Source organism: Paenibacillus sp. (genome assembly GCF_031177825.1).
Classification (GTDB): domain Bacteria; phylum Bacillota; class Bacilli; order Paenibacillales; family YIM-B00363; genus Paenibacillus_AE.
Genome location: NZ_JAPSKE010000014.1, coordinates 119,126 through 136,083, shown reverse-complemented (window position 1 = coordinate 136,083; position 16,958 = coordinate 119,126). Strand labels below are relative to the sequence as shown.

Here is a 16,958-nt window from a genome sequence, read left to right as displayed (position 1 = left end):
GTTACGGTTTGAATTGTACCGCGGGGGAAGGCGGGGACTCCCCGGCCGAGTTCGCGGCCGTCACCCGGTACCACCCGGCGGTCGTCAACGACAGGAACTCGAATTCCGCGCTGCCGGAGACGCCGATCTGGTTATAGGGTCCGCCTTCCTCAGGCGCGTAGTAGATGCGATACTCGTCGACCTGATCCGCCTCGGCGCCCGGCGTCCACTCGAGACGAACGCCCAAGTCCCGCGCCTTCGCGACCGGCTTGCCCGGCGCCTTCGGCGCTTCGGCCGCCTCGTCGCCGGGGAGCGGCTCGAGCGGTTCGCCTTCGCCTTCCCCGAGCGACAGCGGGAACGGATCGCCCGTGTAGACGACCTCGCTCGGCTCGGAGACGTGCCCGGCGATGTCGACGGAGACGATGTAGTATCCGTAGATGCGGTCCGCGCTCGTCTGATCGACGAAGCTTAACGCCTCTCCGGTGCGAATCGTCTTCTCCGGAAGCGGCTGGAACGGGCCGCCGTCGACGGAACGGAAGACGCGGTATCCGGCGACGTCGCCGTTATAGCTGGCGCCGAATTGCACCTGCGCGCCCTTGTCCGTCTTCGTCAGCTTCACCCAAGGAGGCGCCGCCGGCGGCAATCCGTTCTCCGAACGAGGATCGACCTCGCTCGGCGCGTCGCCGTAGCCATCCGTCGGACGATACGATTCGATCGGCCTTCGGCTCTTCTCCGGCAGCTTCGCGAGCGCTTCTTCGACCCGCTTGAGCAGATCGCCGATCGGCTCCTCGCGGCGCACGACGCGCATCTTCTTGACCATGTCGGCCGGCGTTCCGGGCTGCGGCGTATACGCCTTCCCGTCCACGAGCACGACGTCGGCGAGGCCCAGCACGTCGTCTTGCTTCGTCGGGATATGCTCCCGGTTGAAGATGTCGGTCACGGTCAACTTCTCCTGCGTCACAAGCTCGCTCGGGAGCAAGCCCGAGACGCGGGACACCGTCTTCGAGACGATGCCTTCGGGCTTCTCGAACGCCTCGGTCTGGAACAGGTCCGACTTCGAAGCGACCAGCTCGTTCATGACGTCCGCCCACACGTATTTCGCTCGATTCGCTTCCGTCAGCGGGGAAGGCTGGTCATACCCGATCCAGATGCCGAGCGTGACGTCGGGAGAGTACCCTACGAACCAGAGGTCGTAGTTGTCCGACGTCGTGCCCGTCTTCCCGACGATCGGCACTTTGTCCTCGTGTTCGAACCGGCTCTTGACTCTCGACGCCGTCCCGTTCGTGATGACCGTTCGCATCATATCCGTCATTAGATAAGCGGTTTGCTCGGAGAACACGCGCTCCGGTTTCGTTTCATGTTCGTAGACGACGTTATCGGCCGAGTCGGTGATCTTCTCGACGAAGTACGCGTCGGCGTACAGCCCCTTATTGGCGATCGTCGAGTAGGCGTTCGTCAGCTCCTCGACCGACACGCCGTACTGCAAGCCGCCGATGACGCCCGTGCTTGCATGGTAGTCGCTCTCGGTCAGCGAGGTGATGCCGAGCTTCTTCGCGAACTCCCACGCCTTATCGATCGTGACGTCGTAGAGGAACAGCTTGATCGCGGGAATGTTCCACGATTGATTCAGCGCTTCCCGGGCGGTCAGCAGACCGTGGTAACGGCCGTCATGGTTTCTCGGGATATGTACGCCCTTCTGGCCGTCCGGCAAAATGAGCGGCACGTCGTCGATAATGGAAGCCGGTTGAATGGTTCCCGACTCGATCGCCGGCAAGTAAGCGGCGATCGGCTTCATCGCGGAGCCCGGCTGGCGCTGCATCTGCGTCGCGTGGTTCAGCTGCTCCAAGTAGAAGTCGCGTCCTTCGATCATGCCGAGAATGGCGCCGGTGTCGTTGTCGAGCAGAATGCCCCCGACTTGCTCGACGCCTTTTTTCTCGTGGTCCTTGGTGAACAACTCCGGATTTTCCGAGACGCGGTGCATCGCTTCGTATACGGTCTTGTCGATTGTGGTATAGATTTTATACCCGCCGCGCAGCAGCATCTCCCGTGCGTCCTTCAGCGCTTCCTGATATTCGGGCTTGCGCATGTCTGCCGGACCGAGCTCCGGATTGCTCTGGCGAAGCAGCGTCTCGGCGGCTTGACGCTCGGCTTCGAGCATCAAATACGGGTATGTGGCATAAGCTTTCTTCTTCGGCTTCGCGAGGCTGGCTTTAATGTCGAACGCGAGCGCCTCTTCGTACTGCGCGTCCGTGATTTTGCCGGTCCGCTTCATATGATACAGCACGAGCTCTTGGCGTTCTCTCGCTTCCTTAAAGCCCTCCTCGTCGAATTCGCCCTTCCCGGTGAACGCGGAATACGTCGAGGGCGATTGCGGCAGACCGGCCAAGTAAGCGGCTTGAGCGATGTTCAGGTCGTCGAGGTCTTTATCGAAAATGCCGGTGGCGGCCGCCTTAATTCCGTACACCTGGTATCCGGACGCTCCGTTGCCGAACGGAATTTTGTTCAAATAGGCGGCCAAGATGTCTTCCTTCGTCATGAATCGTTCGAGCCGCAGCGCAAGGAAAATCTCTTTGAACTTCCGGCTGTCGGTACGGTCCAAGTTCAGGAACACGCGGCGCGCGACCTGCTGCGTGATCGTGCTGCCGCCGGTCTGCACTTCTTCGTTGAGCACCTTCTCCTTCACCGCTCGGGCGAGGCTCATGAAGTCGACGCCGATATGGTTATAGAAATCCTCGTCCTCGGTCGCGAGCACGGCGTCTTCCACGATCTGAGGGATGTCCTCGTATTCGATCAATCGGCGGTCTTCCTCGGTCCGGAGCTGGCCGATGATCGTTCCGTCGCGGAAATAGACGAATCCGGTTTCGGAGTTGTGCTGCATTTCTTCGAGGATCGTCTCGCGGCTGCGGACCTCGTCGTCGCGCACGAGGGCGGAGACGTAGCCGGTAACGGCGGCTCCGGCGGTGACGGCGCCTACGACGCCGAGCAGGAACGTCCACTTGACGACGGAGAGGGTGACTCTCGCCGCCACGGGCATTCGCTTGCGCTTCTTCTTCGGCGTCGCCGGCTCGGCTGGTTCGGCCGCCGGAAACTTCTCGTTCGTATCGGACATATGTACTGTACCTCCCCAAATTCCACCCACATTATAACATAGTACGGCAAGATTGGTCACCGTTCGCATCCGGCATGTCGATCGGGCGCTTCTAAAATACCATAGGATCGCGAGGTTGAAAGGAGCGAACGGACCTAGGACGACAGGGCATTTTCAAACTTTGGGGTAAGGAGCGACAAGGTCGACGAGGACGGATGCGGCGGGGGAGAGGGGGGCGAGCGCAGAAAAAAACCGGCGCCCGCGACGGCGGGGCCGGTTTTCGAAAATTAACGGGAGTAGAACTCGACGATTTGCTTCTCGTCGATTTCTTGCGGAAGCTCGGAGCGCTCCGGAATGCGAGCGAATTTGCCTTCGACGGCCGCATCGTTGTACTCGAGGTAGTTCGGCAAGAAGTTGCGGTTCGCGATCGCTTCCTTCACGGAAGAGAGGCCGCGGCTTCTCTCGCGAAGGCCGATCACGTCGCCCGTCTGCACGAGGTAGGAAGCAACGTCGACTTTCTTGCCGTTCACCGTGACGTGACCGTGGGAGACGAGCTGGCGAGCGCCCGCGCGGGAGTTCGCGAAGCCAAGACGGTACACGAGGTTGTCCAACCGGCTCTCAAGAAGAACCATGAAGTTTTCGCCTGTGATGCCCGCCATCTTGGAAGCTTTCTCGAACAAGTTCGCGAATTGCTTCTCGTTCAAGCCGTACATGTGGCGAAGCTTCTGCTTCTCCATCAATTGCACGCCGTAGCCGCTGACTTTCTTGCGTTGTCCCGGACCGTGTTGTCCCGGAGGGAACGGACGCTTCAATTCTTTGCCTGTTCCGCTAAGGGAAATGCCGAGGCGGCGGCTCAATTTAAACTTGGGGCCTGTATAACGTGCCATAGTTCGTGTTGCTCCTTTGTCTTGGAAAATTATTGTTGTTAAAAATCTCGATTGTTCATATAGGCTTCCGCAATCGTTCCGGCACTTAGCGCCTGCACGCGCGCGCGAAATGCGCTTATCGAGCGAGTTCAGCCGCTGGCTCGGTAAGGCGTTCAGGAAAGGGTACCGCGAAGGGGTCCGATTTACGTACTCGACTATATATTCTACGTGAATAGAATCGATGCTGTCAAGGGTAATACAGGTCGGGCGAAAAAACGGTTTCCGGAGCCCGTTCTATATAACCTGTCGCGAAAATATAGTAGAATATTGAAAGATAAAGATAAAGACTGCGAAAGCCCGTATCGGCAAGGCGAGGAGGCAAGGCGGATGGGAGGAAGCGAGAGTTTCTATCGATCCATGTTCGATTTAAGCCGCACGTTGTTTCTGCAGCAGACGACGGACGGCGTATTAAAGCATATCGTATCGTCGCTCCAAGGGCATTTCCCGTTCGCCGTCTCTCAAGTGTATATGTCTCAAGACACGACGCCTTCCGATATTCCGATACTGCCGCTCGTCTTCCGGCATGACGGGAACGATCTGTGCACGCGGGCGTTCATGGGGGGCAAGCCCGTGCTCGGCTACCCGGCCGGCGATGCGGACGAGAGCGGAATCCCGACGTTCGCGGCGGCGGTGCCGCTCGTCGGGAAGCAAGGCGTCTACGGCGTGCTGGAGGTGAGGGCGGACTCGAAGCCGCTCGACCGGCGGGACGTCGACTTGTTGGTCGGCATCGGAGAGACGGCGGGCGCGGCGTTCGAGAACGCCAAGCTGTACGAGCAGTCGAATCTGCTCGTGACGGAGCTGCGCCTCATTAACGAAATCACGAAGCGCCTCAATCAGAGTCTTAGGGTGTCGGACATCTTCCAATACGCTTGCAAGGAACTGATCGACGTCTTCCATGCCGACTTCGCGTGCATTCTGGAGCACGACCGCAAGGAGGGCACCTTCGTCGTGCAGGCGACGAACCTGAGCGAGATGCTCAGCGACACGTTCGAGATCGATTACGGCTTCGTCGGCTTGCTGCATCGCACGAAGGAGCCGGTCATCGTGTCCGATTATTCGCACAACGCGCGCATCGAGTCGAAGCTGATGAAGTCGACGGGGTCGCGCTCGCTCATCGCCTCCCCGATCCTCGTGAACGAGGAAGTCGTCGGGGCGGTGCTCGTGACGCATGCGGAACCGAATTATTTCACGTATGAAAATTATAAGCTGCTGCTGCTGTTGGCAGGGCATATCGGACTCGCGATCATGAAGGCGCAGCTGCACGCCGAGCTGAACCGGATGGTAATCACCGACAACCTGACGGGTCTGTACGCGCGCCGTTATTTGGACGAGCAAGTGCACTCGATGCAGCAGAAGGACGCGCGGGGTTCGCTGATCGTCGTCGACATCGACGACTTCAAGCAGGTGAACGACACGTTCGGCCATCAGATCGGCGACCAGATCCTGCGGCAAGTGAGCGCGATCGTCCGCTCTTGCATCCGGGATACCGACATCGCGGCGCGATGGGGCGGCGAAGAGCTCGCCATCTACTTGCCGCAGCTGACGCTCGAGCAGACGGAGAGAGTGGCGGAGCGCATCCGCAGCCGCGTCGAGCTCGAGACCGACCCGTCGGTCACCGTCTCGTGCGGCATCGCGGAGTGGAGCCGCACGGACGAGAAGGTGAGCGTCGAGACGCTGTTCTATAAAGCCGACATGGCGCTTTATTCCGCCAAGCACAACGGGAAAAATCAATACCGCATCGGGTGACGGGGAGGTCCGCTTCAGGGGCTTCCCTTTCCGGTTTGTAAGGGGGAAAACGGCTATGCTACAATGAAACCGTATGGGCCCCCGGGCCTTGCGACTGCCGAAGGAGGAACCTCTCTTGAAAGACCCTAGAATTTTAAAACTTGCGAAGACGATCGTGAACTACTCCACTCGGGTGCAAAAGGGCGAGCGGGTATTGATCGAGATGATCGGCCCGGAGCGCGAGCTTCTGAAGAGCGTGATCGACGAGGTGCACGCGGCCGGCGGCCATCCGTACGTGCAATTGACGGATCGCGCGGTGCAGCGGACGATGCTGAAGTCGATGACGAAGGAAAATCTGGAGCATTGGGCGGAGCTCGATTTGGCGCGCATGAAAGACATGGACGTATATATCGCCATTCGTTCCGGCGAGAACGCGAGCGAGCTGTCCGGCCTTCCGGACGGACAATTAGGTTTATACGAGAAGACATATTATAAGCCGGTGCATCTCGATCAGCGGGTCCGGAAGACGCGCTGGGTCGTCATGCGGTACCCGAGTCCGGCGATGGCGCAGCAGGCGGGCATGAACACGGATGCGTTCGAAGATTTCTACTTCGACGTCTGCACGCTCGACTACGAGAAGATGTCGAAGGCGATGGATCCGTTGTCCGAGCTCATGAGTAAGACGGATAAAGTGCGCATCGTCTCGCCGGGCACCGACCTGACGTTCTCCATCAAGGGCATCCCGAACGTGAAGTGCGTCGGCGACAAAAACTTGCCGGACGGCGAGCTGTACACGGCGCCGGTACGCGATTCGGTCAACGGCACGATTCAATACAATACGCCGAGCGTCTATTCGGGCATTACGTTCGAAAACATCTTCTTCCGCTTCGAGAACGGCAGGATCGTCGAAGCGACAAGCAACGACACGAAGAAGCTGAACGAAATTCTCGACAACGACGAAGGCGCGCGGCATATCGGGGAATTCAGCATCGGCTTCAACCCGTACATCCTGCATCCGATGAAGGATACGCTGTTCGACGAGAAGATCGACGGCAGCCTCCACTTCACGCCGGGCCAAGCGTACGAGGAAGCCGACAACGGCAATCGCTCTTCGATTCACTGGGATCTGGTGCTCATTCAGCGACCCGAGTACGGCGGCGGCGAAATTTGGTTCGACGATCGGTTGATCCGCAAGGACGGTCGTTTCGTGGTGCCGGAGCTGGAAGGCCTTAATCCGGAGCATTTGAAATAAAGCCTCTTGATTCCTGCGCAGGGCGGCAGTATGATAAAGGAAAGCTGTCACATTATGGGAGGCGACGACGTTGACGAATAACAAGAACGCTGCAATCGTAGACATCGCACAAACCGCTGGAAAGTTTAAATCGTCCATCGTTCTGCAATTCGATAACAAGTACATAGACGTGAAGAGCATCCTCGGATTGTTCACGACTTTGGTGTCGGACAACGACTACGAGCTGCACGTGCACGGTCCCGACGAAGAGGACGCGAAGAAGGCGATGATCGAAGTATTCGCCAAGCACGGCCTCAACATTAAGGCGTAAGATAAGAAATCGACGAACGAAATCGACGACCGCAGGCCGTTCCCGGCAGGCGGTCGTTTTCGCCTTATCGAACGTTAGCACCTCTTCCCAACTTGTATGTCCCGCCGTTTTCAATTAATATTAGAGTATCATCGGTGCCGGTAGGGGGAAATCAGGCCATGTCATCTTCGGATTTATTGCTCGAACTCTCGCACAAGGCGATGCAGTTGCTGCAAGAGGATGCGAATAAGATAGAGACGCTCATTCAGGTACAGATGGAAAACTTGGCGACGCGCAAGTGCCCGTTGTACGAGGAAGTGTTGGACACGCAGATGTACGGCCTCTCGAGAGAGATCGATTTCGCTGTGCGCGCCGGGCTTCTGGAAGAATCGGACGGCAAGCAGCTGCTCGCGAAGCTGGAACGCAATTTGGCGCAGCTGTACGAGGCGTTGGCCATTAACCAAAACGCGAGCTCGTAACGAATCGGTCCCGGACAGGGGCCGTTTTTTGTTTCCGTAAAGGTCGGTTGCAGGCCGCCCGGAAACCCTTTACAATGGAAATACAGCTAACGGGAAGAGGTGGGGTTGCCATGACGGACGGTAACGGGATCATTCGGATTTCGGACGACGTCGTCGCCACGGTGGCGGGGTTGGCCGCGCTCGATACGCCGGGCATTGCGGCGATGTCCGGCGGCATTTCGGAAGGATGGGCGAAGCGATTGTCCGGGAAGAACGCCCAGAGAGGCGTATCCGTGGAAGTCGGCGAACGGGAAGCGGCGGTCGACCTGAGGGTGATCGTGCATTACGGCGTCGCCATACACGATGTATGCTGGCAGCTCCAAGAGCGCGTACGGGAAGCCGTGCAGACGATGACGGGCCTTACGGTCGTCGAAGTGAACGTGAAGGTGGAGGGCGTCCAATTGCCCGACGAAGAACCGGAAGAAGCGCCGCCGCCCTTGCGGGTGCGATAAATCGCCGGAGCCGATGCACGGCCGAATACGAAGACAACGAGAAAAGCTGCCGACCCGGCAGCTTTTCTCTTCGTTCGATGGAGTTTTTATCGAATCATCGGAACGTGCTCCGGCACGCGTGTCGACGCTTTCTTCATCGGCTTGCGGCTTGCCCCGGGCTTGGACGAAGTCGACTTGTCGCGGACCTGGCCGGTATCTCGGGAGATGCTCAGGAGCAAGCCCATGCTCATCAAGCTGACGAGCAGAGAGGAGCCCCCGGCCGAGATGAACGGCAGCGTGATCCCGGTCATCGGAATGGTGCGCGTGACGCCTCCGATGTTGATGAACGCCTGAATGCCGAACATGCCGACGATGCCGATGCCGATCAAGGTGCCGAACGGGTCGGAGCAGCGCAGCGAAACGATGATGCCCCGCCATAGGAAGGCTAAGTATAACAATAAAAACAAGGTCACGCCCAGAAACCCGAGCTCTTCGCCGATAATGGCGAAGATGAAGTCGTTCTGCGCCTCGGGCAAGTAGAACAGCTTCTGCACGCTCTGCCCGAAGCCCGCGCCCGCGACGCCGCCGTGCCCGAACGCCATCTCGGCCTGCACCTGCTGCCAGCACCAGTTCTGCGTATCCTGCCAAGGGTCCAAATAACATTCGAACCGTTTGAATTGATACTCCCGCCCCGCTCCGTCATCCCCGCGGCTCAGGAGCTGACCGCCGAAAAACAACGTTCCGGCGACGGCCAGCGCGATCAACCCGAGAAACAGGTGTTTCATGTTCGCGCCGCCCGCGACGATGACGATCGCGCTGCAGAACAGAAAGACGACGGTGGAGCCGAAGTCGGGCTGAAGCATGATCAGGCCGCCGACGATGCCGACCATGAGAGCGACCGGCAGCAGTCCGTTGCGGAACCGTTCGAATTTCTCGCCCTTGCGCGTAATGATCGTCGCAAGGTATACGATAATCGCCAGCTTCGCGAATTCCGCGGGCTGGATGGACATGACGCCGAGGTCGATCCAGCTGCGAGGCTTGTCCCCCGAAGGCTGCATCAGCACGAATAGAAGCAGGCCTAACACGCCGACGAAGAAGGGGAAGTATAACCGCTTCCACTTCAAGTACGGAATGTTCATGAACGCGAGCATCAGAATCGCGCCGAGGCCCGCCGCCATGATCTGCTTCTTCGTATACCAGAGGGCGTCTCCGTATTGCGTCGCGGCTTCGGGTCCGCTGGCGCTGAACACCATGACGATCCCGAAGCCGACGAGAAGGACGGTCATCAGCAGCAAGAAGAAGTCAGGCGTTCCTCTGCGCTCCATCCGTCGCTCCCGTTAGGCGAGAAGCTGCTTCAACGCGGCCAGCTTCTGCTTTGCGTTCTTCAGAATCGCGTCCGGAATCGGGGATTCGTAATCGAGACCGTGAGGGAACGAAGCGCGTCCGAGATAGACGTCCTCCACGGCGAGCACGGCGGACGGATTTTCCAGCTTGCCTTCGACCGCTCTCGTGTTAATACGTAAGTAGTAGTCTTCCCGGTTCGGTTGGTCTTCGATCTTCAGATCGTACGTGGCGCGGTAATATTCCCATTGCCAACGGACGAAGCCGAGCTTCTCGGACGATTGGTCCAGATCGGCGAGCTCCGCTTGAAGGCCTTTCAACCCGCTGTCGTCGATAATCAACTTGCATTCCTCCTGTTACCTAATACGCATCAAGGTCGCGGAAAGCGACAACCTCATGATATTATGAATAAACCATGGAACGCAACCTTATTTAAACGACGAAAAGCACAATTCTGTTAATATAAGAACTAATGTGGAATCGGAATCCCGGAAGGAGACGGACGAGCATGAACGGTACGCGCAAAGAAACAATGGACAAGGTCATCGCGTGGAGGCGCCATCTGCACCGACACCCGGAAGTATCTTATGAGGAAAAGGAAACCGCAGCGTTCGTCGCGGGCGAGCTGCGGCGGATGGGATGGAGCGTGCGGACCGGCGTCGGCGGCCACGGCGTCGTAGCCGATCTGGAAGGCGGCCGAGGGCCCGGCAAGCGCATCGCGCTGCGCGCCGATATGGACGCGCTTCCGATCCAAGATCAGAAGCGGACGGAGTACGCTTCGACCGTGCCGGGCGTCATGCACGCCTGCGGCCACGACGGGCATACGTCCGCGCTGCTCGGCGCCGCGGAGCGGCTGGCGGAGACGGTCGACGCCTGGACCGGTTCGGTTCGGCTGCTGTTCCAGCCTGCCGAAGAAATTCCCCCGGGCGGCGCGCAGGCGATGATTCGAGACGGCGCGCTCGACGGCGTCGACGAAATTTACGGCATCCATTTATGGTCGCAGTTCCCGGCTTGCACGGTCCATACCGCGGCGGGCCCGATCATGGCGGCGTCCGACGAGTTCTCGGCGCGCATCGTCGGCAAGGGCGGCCACGGCGGGCTGCCGCATCAGGCGGTCGACGCGGTAACGATCGGCGCCCACTTCGTCGTGAACGCGCAATCGATCGTCAGCCGCAATAGCGATCCGATTTTGCCGCACGTCATTTCGATCGGATCGTTCCATGCCGGAACGACGTTCAACGTCATCGCCTCGGATTGCCGCATGGAGGGGACCGTTCGCACGATGACGCCGCAGACGCGCCTCTACTTGAAGGAACGTCTCGAGCAGGTGCTAGACGCGACGTGCCGGATGTACGGCGCGGAGTACGAGCTCGATTACAAGTTCGGATATCCGCCGGTCGTCAACCACGCGGAGCCGACGGAACGGGTGCTGTCGCTGGCGCGCGAGAGGCTCGGCGAGGATCGCGTCAGCGTATGCCAGCCGATGATGGCGGGCGAGGACTTCTCGTTTTATTTGGAGAAAGTGCCGGGCTGCTTCCTGTTCGTCGGCGCCGGCAACGACCAAGTGAAAGCGCCGCATCACCATCCGCTCTTCGACATCGACGAGCGCGCGCTCGAGACGAGCGTCGACCTGTTGTACGATTTGGCGACCCGCCGGTGAATGGTTTCTCCTCCGCCCGGATACGCTATGGGGGAGGAGGGATGACCATGAGCACGACAACGACGTTAAAAACCGTCAAAGATATTATGGAAACCGAAATCGTCACGGTCACCTTGAAGGATAACATTTACGAAATCGCGTTGAAAATGAAACAGCACGACATCGGCTTCATTCCGGTCGTGGAAGGCAATCAGCTGATCGGCGTCGTCACCGACCGCGACTTGGTCGTGCGCGGGTATGCGGAGAAGCATTCCGGCTCTACGGCCGTGAAGGAAGTCATGAGCGATCAGACGGTCGTCTCCGTGCCGTCGACGATGACGGTCGACGAAGCGGCCAAGCTGATGGCGAAAAACCAAATTCGCCGCCTCCCGGTCGTGGAGAACAACCAATTGATCGGCGTCGTGGCGATCGGGGACTTGGCCGTGCGCTCCAAGCTGGAGGAAGAAGCCGGACACGCGCTCAGCGAAATTTCCGAAAAACACAAGCAATCGATCGGTACGAATTGACGAGATCGATCCGTCGCCGCTCCGTTTTCCTTCGGGAAAACGGATTTTTTGCTATTCGTTCCCGTCGGAAGGAGGACGCTTCATGAAGGAAAAACCGATTATCGTGCAGAGCGATTTCACCGTGCTGCTCGAAACGAAACATCCGAAGGCCGACGAGGTTCGGGCGAAGCTGTCCGCCTTCGCCGACCTTCGCAAGAGTCCGGACGGATTACATACGTATCGAATTACGCCGTTGTCGCTCTGGAACGCGGCGTCGGCCGGCGCGACGGCGGAGAGCATCGTCGAGACGCTGACCGCGTACGCGAAGTTCGGCGTTCCGGCTGCCGTCGTCAAAGATATTCGGACGTACGTCAACCGGTACGGACTCGTTCGAATCGAGCGGGAAGGGAAGCAGCTGATGCTGCGCTGCGACGATCCGGAGGTGCTCAAGGCGATCTCCGCCTACGATTCGCTGCGGTCGTACTGGGAGCCGAGTCCGATGGATCATCGACACACGATCGCCGTGCGGTTGACCGAACGGGGTTCGGTCAAACAAGAGCTCATGCGGCTCGGATACCCGGTCGTCGACGTCGCCGGCTATCAAGACGGAGAGCCGGTGCCGATCGCGCTGCGCGCTTCGCTCCGCGCCTCGGGCAAGCCGTTCGGCTTGCGGGAGTATCAGGAGGAAGCGATCGAGGCGTTCTACCGCGGCGGCGCGGCGGCGGGCGGCAGCGGCGTGCTCGTGCTGCCGTGCGGGGCGGGCAAGACGGTGATCGGCATCGGCGCCATGGCGAAGCTCGGACGGGCGACGCTCATCCTGACGACGAACTCGACGTCGGTGAAGCAGTGGCGCCAGGAGCTGCTCGACAAGACGACGCTGACGGAGGACGACATCGGCGAATACGGCGCGGATCGCAAGGAAGTGCGGCCGATTACGATCGCCACGTACCAGATGTTGACGCACCGCAAGTCGAAGGACGGGGATTTCTCGCATATGAAGCTGTTCGGCGAACGGTCTTGGGGACTCATCGTCTACGACGAGGTGCATCTGCTGCCCGCGCCGGTGTTCCGCGCGACCGCGGACATTCAAGCGACGCGCCGTCTGGGCCTGACGGCGACGCTCGTGCGAGAGGACGGACGCGAGGAGGACGTCTTCTCCTTGGTCGGCCCGAAGCGCTACGAGGTGCCGTGGAAGCGGCTCGAGGCGCAGGGGTGGATCGCGACGGTCGACTGCACCGAGGTGCGCGTGCCGATGAGCGGCGAGACGTTGGAGGCGTATCGGAGGAGCGGCGCGCGGGAGCAGCATCGCATCGCCGGGGAGAACCCCGCCAAGCTGGACGTCGCGCGGCAGCTGCTGGACGAGCATCGGGGCACCCCGACGCTCGTGATCGGGCAGTATCTGGATCAGCTCGGCGCGCTGTCGGAAGAGCTGGGCTGCCCGGTCGTAACGGGCGAGACGCCGAGCGCGGAACGCGAACGGCTGTACGCGGCGTTCCGCAAGGGCGAAATCGGCGTGTTGATCGTGTCCAAGGTCGCGAACTTCGCGGTCGACCTGCCGGACGCGGCCGTCGCGATCCAGGTGTCGGGCAGCTTCGGCTCCCGGCAGGAAGAGGCGCAGCGGCTCGGTCGAGTGCTGCGGCCGAAGGAAGGGAATAACGAGGCGCACTTCTATGCGCTCGTCTCGGAAGGGACGAAGGAGCTGGAATTCGCGATGAAGCGGCAGATGTTCTTAGTCGAGCAAGGTTATCGCTATCGCAGCGTCGGCTGGGACGAACGGCGGGCGGACGGCTTGAGCGCGACGCCGAAGGAAGGAGAGCAAGCGGGATGAACGAATTGACGACCGTCGAACGCAAGACGCTGGAGATGATCGTGCTGCGGTTCGCGGAGGAGCCGTTCGGCGCGGAAGCGCTCGAGCGCGCCTTCCCGGGGCGCGTGACGGGTTTCGAGGCCGAGCTCGGCCTCGAGCGGCTTCGCGCGCGCGGCATCGTCGAGACGCGCCGGAAGGCATGGGGGGAGACGATTCACGCGCTCGCCCCGGGGCTGTTCGCGGACTGGCAGGGCTACTATTTGACGGCCCTCGGCGAGCCTTGCCTGCTCGACGACGCCGCGGTCGAGCCGAATTACGAGCCGAAGGCGGGCTTCGCGAAGCTGCTGCTCTTCTTCCTCGCGGACGTCGCGAACGTCGGGATCGGCCTGACGCAGAAGGGAACTTTCGCGAAGAAGGACGCGATGCGACTCGCGACTCGCGTCGACGTCGCCGAGGAGTCGCTGGCGGGTCTCGACATCGCGTACCTGCATCAGGACAAGCTCGGCAAGCCGCTTGCGGTGCTGTACGACGCCGCGCTTCGCCTCGGGCTCGTCCGGAACGGAGCTTCGGCGCTGGAGCTCGACCGGGAACGCGTCGACGCGTGGCTGGCGAAGCCGCTGCCGGACATCGAAGCCGAGCTCCGGGCGTTGTGGTGGGACGTCTATACGCCGTCCGACGTCTGGCTGCAGCACGGCGGGGCCGCGCTCCGTCGGATGCCCCCCGGCCGCTGGTTCGCGGTCGACCGCGCGGCTGACGGCTTGCTTGCGGCCGGCGTGCCGACGGGCGGACGGACGGAGGACGAGGCGCGCGAAGCGATTGCCCGCCATTGGCTGCGGCCGCTCGCCGCCTTCGGGTTCGCGGAACTCGGCAGTTCGGAGGAAGGGCTCGCCGCGAGAATGACGGCGCCGCTCGACATCGACGAAGAGGAGACGGGCTGGTACGTACAGCCGGACTTCGAGTTGATCGTGCCGCCGACGGCGCCGTTCCGCTCTCGTTGGGAGCTCGAAGCTTGCGCGGAGTACGCCGGGGGCGACGCGGTCGACCGGTACCGCATCACGAAGGCGAGCTGGGAGCGAGCGCTCGCTTCCGGCCGCGACGCCGAAGCGCTGCTCGAGGTCGTCCGGAGCGGCGCCCGCTACGGCGTGCCGGAACCGGTGGAAGCGGCGCTGCGCCAGTGGAGCGCCGCGTACGGCGCGCTGACGCTCGAGGACGTTACGCTGCTGCGGTGCCGCAACGCGGAAGACGCGGCGTATCTGAAGGCCGAGCCGTCGCTTTCCGAATGCTTCGTCGCGCAAATCGGCGAGTTGGATTTCATCGTGCGGCGCTCGATGACGAAGACGCTCGCCGACGCGCTGAAGCGGCAAGGCTTCTCGCTTCGCGCGGGCGGCTCCGCCGCGGACGCGGCATCGAACGCCGAGGACGCCGGGGAAGCGCCCGCTCGAGGGCGGTCGGCCGCGCCGGGGGCGAGCGCCGGGGGCATCGTCCATTCGCGCCGCAACGCCGCGCTGTTCCCGCTCGATCCGGCGCCCGCGGGCACGAAGCCGCTCCGCGAACGGCTGTCCGCCGCGCCGCAGGCATGGCTTCGATCGATGCGCAAATATCACGCCTCTACCGTCCGCGATCTGATGGAGACGGCGATCGACGCGCGAACGTCGGTCCGGCTCGTCATGGACGGACGGGAGGTCGAGCTCGTACCGAAGCGGGTGATGCCGGCGGGGACGGATTGGATCGTGCAGGGCTACATCGACGGGGAGGAGACGACGGTCGCGTCGTCCGCCTGCGGCGAAGCGCAGCTGCTCGTTCCCGAACAAGCCTAGTCCGCGGCGCGGGTTCATGTTATGATAGAACTCGTATATATCAAACGAATATAGACGAGGTGGAAATCCGTGAGTGTGACGGAACGCGAGGCACTGGATTTTTCCATGCTGCTGTCGAAGACGTGCGATCTGTCGGACGCGATGCTGCGTTCGAAGGAGATGGCCGATTTTCTATATTGGAAAGAACGCATGGAGCAAGACCCCGAAGTGAAGGCGCTGCTCCGGAAGATGTCTCGGGCCAAGGAACGGTTCGAGGAATGCGAGCGGTTCGGCCATTACCATCCGAACTACCATGAAGCGCTCGACGCCGTGAAAGCGGTGGAGGCCGAGATGGAAGGAATCGAATCGGCGCGGGAGTTCAAGCGCGCCGAGAAGGCGCTCGACGCGTTGTTGTACGACGTCTCCGTCGTCATCGCGCACGCCGTGTCGGAGTCGATCAAGGTGCCGAGCAACGATCCCCTCCCGAAGCATGGCGGGAGCTGCGGTTCGGGGGGCAGCTGCGGCTGCGGCTAGGTAAATCCGAGGTCCGAGGTCCGAGGCAAGGCGAACGAAAGAAGGCGCCCCAAGCCGCTGGCTTGAGGCGCCCGTCTGCATAGCGGGGAAACTTGCCTACTCGAGGGAGAACGACGGCATGACGGCGCCGACCGCGTCGCCGCTCCAATTGCGAATCGCCGGCATGCGGTACTCGACGAGCTCGGCGCCGGCCGCGGCGTCGATCCAGCCGAGCTGGAGCAGCGCTTCGGTGACGGCCGGGTACAAGGCCCGCTGCGCGCCGTCCTCGATCTTGACGGCGAGGCCGAGCCCTCTTCGCCCGGCACGGCGACGGCGAAGACGCCCTCGGCGCCCATCTTGCCGATGACGCGGCCGTTCGTGACGCGGATGAGCGCCGTGTCGTACCGGTCGGTACCGGCGAGCATCTCGGGATGCGCCCGTACCGCTTCGACGACCGTCCGGCGAGCGTCCGCCTCGGGGGCCGCGCCGGTCGGCGCCGCAAGACGGGCGTACGCGAGCGCCAGCGCCGACAGCGGCGCGCCGTACACCGGCACGCCGCAGCCGTCGACGCCCAGCGCGACGGACGCCGCGGGGACGCCGGCGAACGCCGCGTACGACGCGAGCATCGCCCGCTGCACCGGATGATCCGGCGATTTGTAGTCGTGCAGCGTCGCGCCGAGATGCTTCGCCAGCGTCAACATGCCGGCGTGCTTGCCGGAGCAGTTGTTATGCACCGCCTTCGGCGCGACGCCCGCGCGGCGCAGCGCGTTCGCGGACGGCTTGTGGTACGGCGCATGCGCGCCGCATAACAGCGCTTCTTCGCCGACGCCGAGCTTGCCGAGAATGCGGTACACCGCTTCTACGTGAGCTTCTTCGCCGCTGTGGGACGCGCACAGCAGGGCGATCTCCCGCGCGTCGAGCCCGAAGCGGTCGGCGGCGCCGGAGGCGACGACCGGAATCGCCTGTAGCAGCTTGGCGGAAGAGCGGGCGTACGCGAGGTGATGCGGGTTGCCCGCCGACCGGAGCAGACGTCCGCCGTCGTCGACGACGGCGACGTGACCGCGATGGACGCATTCGACGAGGCCGCCTCGGGTGACGGATACGAGCGGAATCGATTGAGTATGCATTCGTCAATTCTCCTTACGAAA

Annotated in this window: 15 protein-coding genes and 1 pseudogene; 10 read left to right on the top strand and 6 right to left on the bottom strand. The window is 61.6% G+C overall.

What is annotated here, in order from left to right:
* Position 1 precedes the first annotated feature (1 nt).
* Positions 2-3,088 (bottom strand): transglycosylase domain-containing protein, encoded by a 3,087-nt coding sequence (locus tag RIN49_RS17190; RefSeq protein ID WP_309121380.1) that lies wholly within the window; start codon positions 3,086-3,088, stop codon positions 2-4.
* Between the two features lie 266 nt (positions 3,089-3,354).
* Positions 3,355-3,954 (bottom strand): 30S ribosomal protein S4, encoded by a 600-nt coding sequence (gene rpsD, locus RIN49_RS17185; protein ID WP_309121379.1) that lies wholly within the window; start codon positions 3,952-3,954, stop codon positions 3,355-3,357.
* Positions 3,955-4,320: 366 nt separating this feature from the next.
* On the opposite strand from rpsD, the gene RIN49_RS17180 reads away from it, so the two are divergent.
* The 5 genes from RIN49_RS17180 (at position 4,321) to RIN49_RS17160 (ending at position 8,229) form a co-directional block, all read left to right on the top strand.
* Positions 4,321-5,739 (top strand): sensor domain-containing diguanylate cyclase, encoded by a 1,419-nt coding sequence (locus RIN49_RS17180; RefSeq protein WP_309121378.1) that lies wholly within the window; start codon positions 4,321-4,323, stop codon positions 5,737-5,739.
* 115 nt (positions 5,740-5,854) lie between these two features.
* Positions 5,855-6,970, top strand: coding sequence for an aminopeptidase (locus RIN49_RS17175; RefSeq protein ID WP_309121377.1), 1,116 nt, complete (start codon positions 5,855-5,857; stop codon positions 6,968-6,970).
* Between the two features lie 70 nt (positions 6,971-7,040).
* The gene (locus tag RIN49_RS17170) at positions 7,041-7,280 is read left to right on the top strand and encodes an HPr family phosphocarrier protein (RefSeq protein WP_309121376.1); all 240 of its coding nucleotides are present in this window, start codon (positions 7,041-7,043) and stop codon (positions 7,278-7,280) included.
* Positions 7,281-7,438: 158 nt separating this feature from the next.
* Entirely contained in the window at positions 7,439-7,738 is a 300-nt protein-coding gene (locus tag RIN49_RS17165) for an Fpa/YlaN family protein (protein WP_309121375.1), read from the top strand.
* Positions 7,739-7,848: 110 nt separating this feature from the next.
* Entirely contained in the window at positions 7,849-8,229 is a 381-nt protein-coding gene (locus RIN49_RS17160) for an Asp23/Gls24 family envelope stress response protein (RefSeq protein ID WP_309121374.1), read from the top strand.
* Positions 8,230-8,315: 86 nt separating this feature from the next.
* Here RIN49_RS17160 and ftsW read toward each other — a convergent pair whose 3' ends face one another.
* Together ftsW and RIN49_RS17150 are read right to left on the bottom strand one after the other, a co-directional pair.
* The gene (ftsW, locus tag RIN49_RS17155) at positions 8,316-9,533 is read right to left on the bottom strand and encodes a putative lipid II flippase FtsW (protein ID WP_309121373.1); all 1,218 of its coding nucleotides are present in this window, start codon (positions 9,531-9,533) and stop codon (positions 8,316-8,318) included.
* A gap of 12 nt (positions 9,534-9,545) precedes the next feature.
* Positions 9,546-9,890 carry a YugN family protein gene (locus RIN49_RS17150; protein ID WP_309121372.1) on the bottom strand — a complete coding sequence of 115 codons (345 nt, stop codon included), beginning with the start codon at positions 9,888-9,890 and terminating at the stop codon, positions 9,546-9,548.
* A gap of 167 nt (positions 9,891-10,057) precedes the next feature.
* Between RIN49_RS17150 and RIN49_RS17145 the strand changes: the two genes are divergently transcribed.
* The 5 genes from RIN49_RS17145 to RIN49_RS17125 all read left to right on the top strand — a co-directional run bounded on the left by RIN49_RS17145 (position 10,058) and on the right by RIN49_RS17125 (position 15,831).
* Positions 10,058-11,209: a M20 metallopeptidase family protein gene (locus RIN49_RS17145; RefSeq protein WP_309121371.1), complete on the top strand. Its 1,152-nt coding sequence runs from the start codon at positions 10,058-10,060 to the stop codon at positions 11,207-11,209.
* Positions 11,210-11,256: 47 nt separating this feature from the next.
* Positions 11,257-11,715 (top strand): CBS domain-containing protein, encoded by a 459-nt coding sequence (locus tag RIN49_RS17140; protein WP_309121370.1) that lies wholly within the window; start codon positions 11,257-11,259, stop codon positions 11,713-11,715.
* A gap of 82 nt (positions 11,716-11,797) precedes the next feature.
* Entirely contained in the window at positions 11,798-13,522 is a 1,725-nt protein-coding gene (locus RIN49_RS17135) for a DNA repair helicase XPB (protein ID WP_309121369.1), read from the top strand.
* Entirely contained in the window at positions 13,519-15,318 is a 1,800-nt protein-coding gene (locus tag RIN49_RS17130; RefSeq protein ID WP_309121368.1) for a helicase-associated domain-containing protein, read from the top strand. The genes RIN49_RS17135 and RIN49_RS17130 overlap by 4 nt, the downstream gene beginning before the upstream one ends.
* 69 nt (positions 15,319-15,387) lie before the next feature.
* Positions 15,388-15,831 carry a YlbF/YmcA family competence regulator gene (locus RIN49_RS17125; RefSeq protein WP_309121367.1) on the top strand — a complete coding sequence of 148 codons (444 nt, stop codon included), beginning with the start codon at positions 15,388-15,390 and terminating at the stop codon, positions 15,829-15,831.
* 96 nt (positions 15,832-15,927) lie between these two features.
* Here RIN49_RS17125 and RIN49_RS17120 read toward each other — a convergent pair whose 3' ends face one another.
* Together RIN49_RS17120 and RIN49_RS17115 are read right to left on the bottom strand one after the other, a co-directional pair.
* Positions 15,928-16,077 carry a hypothetical protein gene (locus RIN49_RS17120; RefSeq protein WP_309121400.1) on the bottom strand — a complete coding sequence of 50 codons (150 nt, stop codon included), beginning with the start codon at positions 16,075-16,077 and terminating at the stop codon, positions 15,928-15,930.
* A 113-nt stretch (positions 16,078-16,190) separates the two neighbouring features.
* Positions 16,191-16,937 (bottom strand): annotated as a pseudogene (locus tag RIN49_RS17115) (asparaginase); the annotation flags it as partial.
* Between the last annotated feature and the right edge of the window lie 21 nt (positions 16,938-16,958).

What these genes read in the sequence shown, in the direction of transcription:
- RIN49_RS17145 (WP_309121371.1), top strand. Translation starts at nt 10,058, where the DNA reads ATGAACGGTACGCGCAAAGAAACAATGGACAAGGTCATCGCGTGGAGG.
- RIN49_RS17180 (WP_309121378.1), top strand. Translation starts at nt 4,321, where the DNA reads ATGGGAGGAAGCGAGAGTTTCTATCGATCCATGTTCGATTTAAGCCGC.
- rpsD (WP_309121379.1), bottom strand. Translation starts at nt 3,954, where the DNA reads ATGGCACGTTATACAGGCCCCAAGTTTAAATTGAGCCGCCGCCTCGGC.
- RIN49_RS17135 (WP_309121369.1), top strand. Translation starts at nt 11,798, where the DNA reads ATGAAGGAAAAACCGATTATCGTGCAGAGCGATTTCACCGTGCTGCTC.
- RIN49_RS17165 (WP_309121375.1), top strand. Translation starts at nt 7,439, where the DNA reads ATGTCATCTTCGGATTTATTGCTCGAACTCTCGCACAAGGCGATGCAG.
- RIN49_RS17130 (WP_309121368.1), top strand. Translation starts at nt 13,519, where the DNA reads ATGAACGAATTGACGACCGTCGAACGCAAGACGCTGGAGATGATCGTG.
- RIN49_RS17190 (WP_309121380.1), bottom strand. Translation starts at nt 3,088, where the DNA reads ATGTCCGATACGAACGAGAAGTTTCCGGCGGCCGAACCAGCCGAGCCG.
- RIN49_RS17140 (WP_309121370.1), top strand. Translation starts at nt 11,257, where the DNA reads ATGAGCACGACAACGACGTTAAAAACCGTCAAAGATATTATGGAAACC.
- RIN49_RS17160 (WP_309121374.1), top strand. Translation starts at nt 7,849, where the DNA reads ATGACGGACGGTAACGGGATCATTCGGATTTCGGACGACGTCGTCGCC.
- ftsW (WP_309121373.1), bottom strand. Translation starts at nt 9,533, where the DNA reads ATGGAGCGCAGAGGAACGCCTGACTTCTTCTTGCTGCTGATGACCGTC.